The organism is Diaphorobacter ruginosibacter (genome assembly GCF_040396215.1).
GTDB classification, from domain to species: domain Bacteria; phylum Pseudomonadota; class Gammaproteobacteria; order Burkholderiales; family Burkholderiaceae_C; genus Diaphorobacter_A; species Diaphorobacter_A ruginosibacter_A.
On record NZ_JBEBOW010000200.1, the window covers coordinates 1 to 4,616 of the forward strand.

General features: G+C 60.6%; 5 protein-coding genes. 2 read left to right on the forward strand and 3 right to left on the reverse strand.

Annotated elements, in window-relative coordinates; all coding sequences use genetic code 11:
* The 3 genes from ABWP92_RS16550 to ABWP92_RS16560 all read right to left on the reverse strand — a co-directional run.
* A partial coding sequence (locus tag ABWP92_RS16550; protein WP_353236507.1) for a sodium:proton antiporter occupies nucleotides 1–521 on the reverse strand: 521 nt, incomplete at its 3' end.
* 107 nt (nucleotides 522–628) lie between these two features.
* Nucleotides 629–1,852, reverse strand: a complete 1,224-nt coding sequence (pncB, locus tag ABWP92_RS16555) for a nicotinate phosphoribosyltransferase (protein WP_353236510.1) — start codon at nucleotides 1,850–1,852, stop codon at nucleotides 629–631.
* Between the two features lie 166 nt (nucleotides 1,853–2,018).
* The gene (locus ABWP92_RS16560) at nucleotides 2,019–2,486 is read right to left on the reverse strand and encodes an acyl-CoA thioesterase (RefSeq protein WP_353236508.1); all 468 of its coding nucleotides are present in this window, start codon (nucleotides 2,484–2,486) and stop codon (nucleotides 2,019–2,021) included.
* Nucleotides 2,487–2,728: 242 nt separating this feature from the next.
* Between ABWP92_RS16560 and ABWP92_RS16565 the strand changes: the two genes are divergently transcribed.
* Both ABWP92_RS16565 and ABWP92_RS16570 read left to right on the forward strand, forming a co-directional pair.
* The gene (locus tag ABWP92_RS16565; protein ID WP_353236511.1) at nucleotides 2,729–3,298 is read left to right on the forward strand and encodes a phasin family protein; all 570 of its coding nucleotides are present in this window, start codon (nucleotides 2,729–2,731) and stop codon (nucleotides 3,296–3,298) included.
* Nucleotides 3,299–3,609: 311 nt separating this feature from the next.
* Entirely contained in the window at nucleotides 3,610–4,368 is a 759-nt protein-coding gene (locus ABWP92_RS16570; RefSeq protein ID WP_353236509.1) for a 3-hydroxyacyl-CoA dehydrogenase, read from the forward strand.
* Nucleotides 4,369–4,616: the final 248 nt, after the last annotated feature.

Below are 4,616 nucleotides of genomic sequence, written 5' to 3' on the forward strand. Positions count from 1 at the left end.
CCCGCGTTGGAGACGATGAAGATGAAGAACACCACCACGTGGGCCATGTGCTTGCGATTGTCGTTGGCGCGGATCAGCGGACGGATCAGCAGCATCGATGCGCCAGTGGTTCCCATGAAGCTGGCAAGCACCGCGCCGACCGCGAGAATGCCCGTGTTCAGCCCCGGCGAGCCATGCAGGTTGCCGCGGATGTAGATACCCCCGGCCACGGTGAACAGGGCCGTCAGCAGGATGACGAACGGAATGTATTCGGCCACCAGCGCGTGCACCAGGCTCGCGCCCGCCGCCGATGCGCCGAACATCACGGCGAACGGCACCAGGAACGCCAGCGCCCAGCCCGCGGCCACCTTGCCGAAATGGTGATGCCAGAACGCCGGCGCCAGCAGCGGCATCAGCGCGATCGACAGCAAAATCCCCGCGAACGGCACGCCCCACAGGATGGACAGCGCGCTGCCATCGATATCCGCCGCATTCGCCATCACCGGCGCGGCGCACGCGAGCACCATTGCCGCAGCTCTCATAGGTTTGACTGAACTCACGCCCATTGCTCCTTGGTTGTATTTCTTTATTTCCTGTTTCCCGGCTGCTGCGCGTGGCGGGCACCCGTGCTGCGCTCCATCTGCGCCGCTCAGCCCTGCGTTGCGGGAATCTCGAACACCTGCCGCAGATAGGCCAGGTATTTTTCGTCATTGCACATGTTCTTGCCCGGCGCATCCGAGAGCTTGGCGACAGGCTGGCCGTTGCAGCGCGTCATCTTGATGACGATCTGCAACGGCTCATGCACCGGCGGATCGCCCAGATCGTTGGTGAGGTTGGTGCCGATGCCGAAGGCCAGCTGGCAGCGCCCGTTGAAGCGCCGGTACAGCTCGATGATGCGCGGAATGGTCAGCCCGTCGCTGAAGATCAGCACCTTGGTCAGGGGGTCCACGCGGTTGTCGCGGTAGTGCGCGAGCAGGCGCTCGCCCCATGCGAACGGGTCGCCGCTGTCGTGGCGCGCGCCATCGAAGAGCTTGCAGAAATACAGATCGAAGTCGCGCAGGAACGCGCTCATTCCATAGACATCGGACAGCGCGATGCCCAGGTCGCCGCGATACTCCTTCGCCCAGCATTCAAAGCCGAACACCTGGCTGTCGCGCAGCCTCGGCCCCAGCGCCTGGCAGGCCTGCAGATACTCGTGCGCCATGGTGCCCAGCGGCTTCAGGCCCAGCTTCATGGCGAACAGCACATTGCTGGTCCCGGCCAGTTGCCCGGGCGCATAGCTGGAGCCGGGACGGCGCGCATCGGTTCCCAGCCGGGCGCACAGCACGCGCAGCACTTCCTCGTGCCACGCGCGGCTGAACCGCCGGCGCGTGCCGTAATCGGCGATCTTCAGCTCTTCGAGCCCTTCTGCCTGCAGCAGCGCGATCTTCTGGTCGAGCCGGCGGCGGCCTTCCACGAAGTTCGGCACTTTCATCGTATTGCGGAAGTAGACTTCGTTCACGATGGCCAGCACCGGGATTTCAAACAGAATGGTGTGCAGCCACGGCCCGGTGATGGTGATGTCGATCTCGCCGCTGGCGAGCGCGGTCACCGTGATGTATTTTTCGTTGAGCCTGAAGATGCCCAGGAAATCGATGAAATCGCTCTTGATGAAACGCAGCGAGCGCAGATACGCCAGTTCGGCGTCCTGGAACTGCAGGTTGCACAGCGAGCGGATCTCATCGCGGATCTCGCTGACGAACGGAGCCAGCTGCACGCCCGGATTGCGGCACTTGAATTTGTATTCCACCTGCGCGCCCGGGAAATGATGCAGCACCACCTGCATCATCGTGAATTTGTAGAGATCGGTGTCGAGCAGGCTGGTGATGATCATGTAGCGGATGTGGCCCGGCCAATGCGGCGCCGGCCCCATTGCATCAGCGCGCACGAACGAACATAGTCATAGTCGATAAGTCCGGCTGCCATTTTGTCATCAACCGGCGAACCGCGCGGGCAATCCCGGCCGAAACCACGCCCGCCCGCGCCCCGCACGGCCAAGTTCACACGCGCAAGGCATCCAGCGCCTCGCGCAATGCATGCGGCAAGGCCGCCGGACGCCGTGTCTGGCGGTCCACATAGACATGGACGAAATGACCGGCAGCCGCCGACTTTGCCTCGCCCTGGGCAAACAGGCCGATCTCGTAGCGCACGCTCGAACTGCCGATGCGGCTCACGCGAAGGCCCGCCTCGACCACCTGGGGAAACGCAAGAGAGGAAAAATAACTGCACTGCGTCTCCACCACCAGCCCGATGGTCTCGCCTGCGTGAATGTCCAGCGCCCCCCGCTCTATCAGGTAGCCGTTGATGGCTGTATCGAACCAGCTGTAATAGACGACGTTGTTGACGTGCCCATAGATATCGTTGTCGCTCCAGCGGGTGCCAATCGTTCTGAATGCACGAAAGCCCGAGCGGTCCTGCGGCTGGGCGCGCCCGCCCTGGGAGGAAGAGGAATCCGTTGTCTCTGTCATGGTTCTTTCATTCTGGTGAGGTAATTTTGCCAGCGGACAGATGCTGCCAAGGAAAGCCAGCCTGTCAATGATGCAAATACATGTTTTTTGGGTGTCGACCCTAATAATGCTGCATTGCAGCAAAGAACCCTTGTATTTTGTCTTGAGCCTCCTACAATTCATTCCATGCTGCACTGCAACATGACAGAAAGACGAAGTCACGTCAGAGCAGATATCTCAACCGTCCCTACTGGAGATTGAACATGTCCCTGACCCCTGAACAAGTTATCGCCGCTCAAAAAGCCAACGTGGAAACCTTCTTCGGCCTGACCAACAAGGCATTCGAAGGCTTCGAGAAACTGGTTGAACTGAACGTGACGGCTTCGCGCGCAGCCCTCAACGATGCCGCCCAGCATGTGCAAGCCGTACTGGCCGCCAAGGACCCGCAAGAACTGATGGCCCTGCAAGCCGGCCTGCTGCAACCCCTGGCCGAGAAGTCGGTCGCCTACAGCCGCCATCTGTACGACATCGCCTCTGGCGCCGGCACCGAACTGAGCAAGACACTGGAATCGCAAGCCGCGGAAGCGCAGCGCAACTTCAACAATCTGGTTGACACCGCCGCCAAGAACGCACCTGCCGGCTCCGAAACCTCGGTCGCAGTCTTCAAGAGCGCGGTGAGCGCCGCCAACAACGCTTTTGAATCCGTTCAAAAGGCTGTCAAGCAAGCCAGCGATGTTGCCGAAGCCAACTTCAACGCGGTAGCCAACTCCGCCACGAATGCAGCCAAGACCGCTGCTTCCACCGCAACTGCCGCAAGCGCCCGCAAGCGTTAATAATTTACAACAGGCCATTGCAGAACAAAGGGTTAACCCCTAAAATTGCCTGATCGATTCAAAAACTTCTTTTTCGAATCACCCGGTTGTCTCCTTGGATCCTCTTGAAACCCGGTTTCTAGGATCCCTTAATAGCCCAGTCTTTATCGACTGGGCTTTTTTTTCGTCAAAACACACCCCAAGACACAAAGCGCTCCTCGGAGGGGAGCGTGGGGGCCATTTTTTCTTTCCGGCATGAGGCCCTGAATGAATGTCTCCGATCGTTCATAATTGACGTTTACGTCAACGTCATCAATCATCTGGAGGCAATCTTGGAAATCAAAGACAAAGTATTCATCGTCACCGGCGGCGCATCGGGCCTGGGCGAAGGCACGGCCCGCATGCTCGCGGAGCGCGGTGCCCATGTGGTCATCGCCGACATGCAGGCGGAAAAAGGCGAGGCTGTCGCCAGGGACATCAACGGCAGCTTCGTCAAGTGCGACGTGACCAGCGAGGACGACGGCAAGGCCGTCGTCGCCAAGGCGGTTTCCATCGGCAAGCTGATGGGGCTGGTGAACTGCGCGGGCATCGCTCCGGCGGAAAAAACGGTCGGCAAGAACGGAGCGCACTCGCTCACCCTCTTCAGCAAGGTCGTGCAGGTCAACCTGATCGGCAGCTTCAACATGATCCGGCTGGCCGCCGAAGCCATGGCCGCGAACGCCCCCGAGCCCACTGGCGAGCGCGGCGTGATGATCTCCACGGCAAGCGTCGCGGCCTATGACGGACAGATCGGCCAGGCCGCATACGCCGCATCCAAGGGCGGCATCGTCGGCATGACGCTCCCCATCGCGCGGGATCTTGCACGCAACGGCATCCGCAACATGACCATCGCTCCCGGAATCTTCGGAACACCCATGCTCTTCGGCATGCCCAAGGAAGTCCAGGAGGCGCTTGCCGCCGGCGTCCCCTTCCCCAGCCGCCTGGGCACACCCGACGACTACGCCAAGCTGGCGTGCCACATCATCGAGAACGACATGCTCAACGGCGAAGTGATTCGCCTGGACGGAGCCATCCGCCTGGCGCCCAGATAATGCGCACGGCCAGCACCGCTGGCCGGATCACCAAGAAAAAGGGCTTCCGGCTCTTTTTCTTGCCATCAACTTCCAAGTTGCTTCCCTCAGGGAATTGATCATCGAGGTGGGTAATCCGGCAGCGCAGAATGGGCGAATGAATGCCCGAAAAAACAAAAAGCGATGCAAATCATGATTTGCATCGCTTCCTATTACTGGCGGAGTGGACGGGACTCGAACCCGCGACCCCCGGCGTGACAGGCCGGTAT

Bases quoted from the DNA above. Each gene is read 5' to 3' on its own strand.
- pncB (WP_353236510.1), bottom strand. From the start codon at position 1,852: ATGATCATCACCAGCCTGCTCGACACCGATCTCTACAAATTCACGATG.
- ABWP92_RS16560 (WP_353236508.1), bottom strand. From the start codon at position 2,486: ATGACAGAGACAACGGATTCCTCTTCCTCCCAGGGCGGGCGCGCCCAG.
- ABWP92_RS16565 (WP_353236511.1), top strand. From the start codon at position 2,729: ATGTCCCTGACCCCTGAACAAGTTATCGCCGCTCAAAAAGCCAACGTG.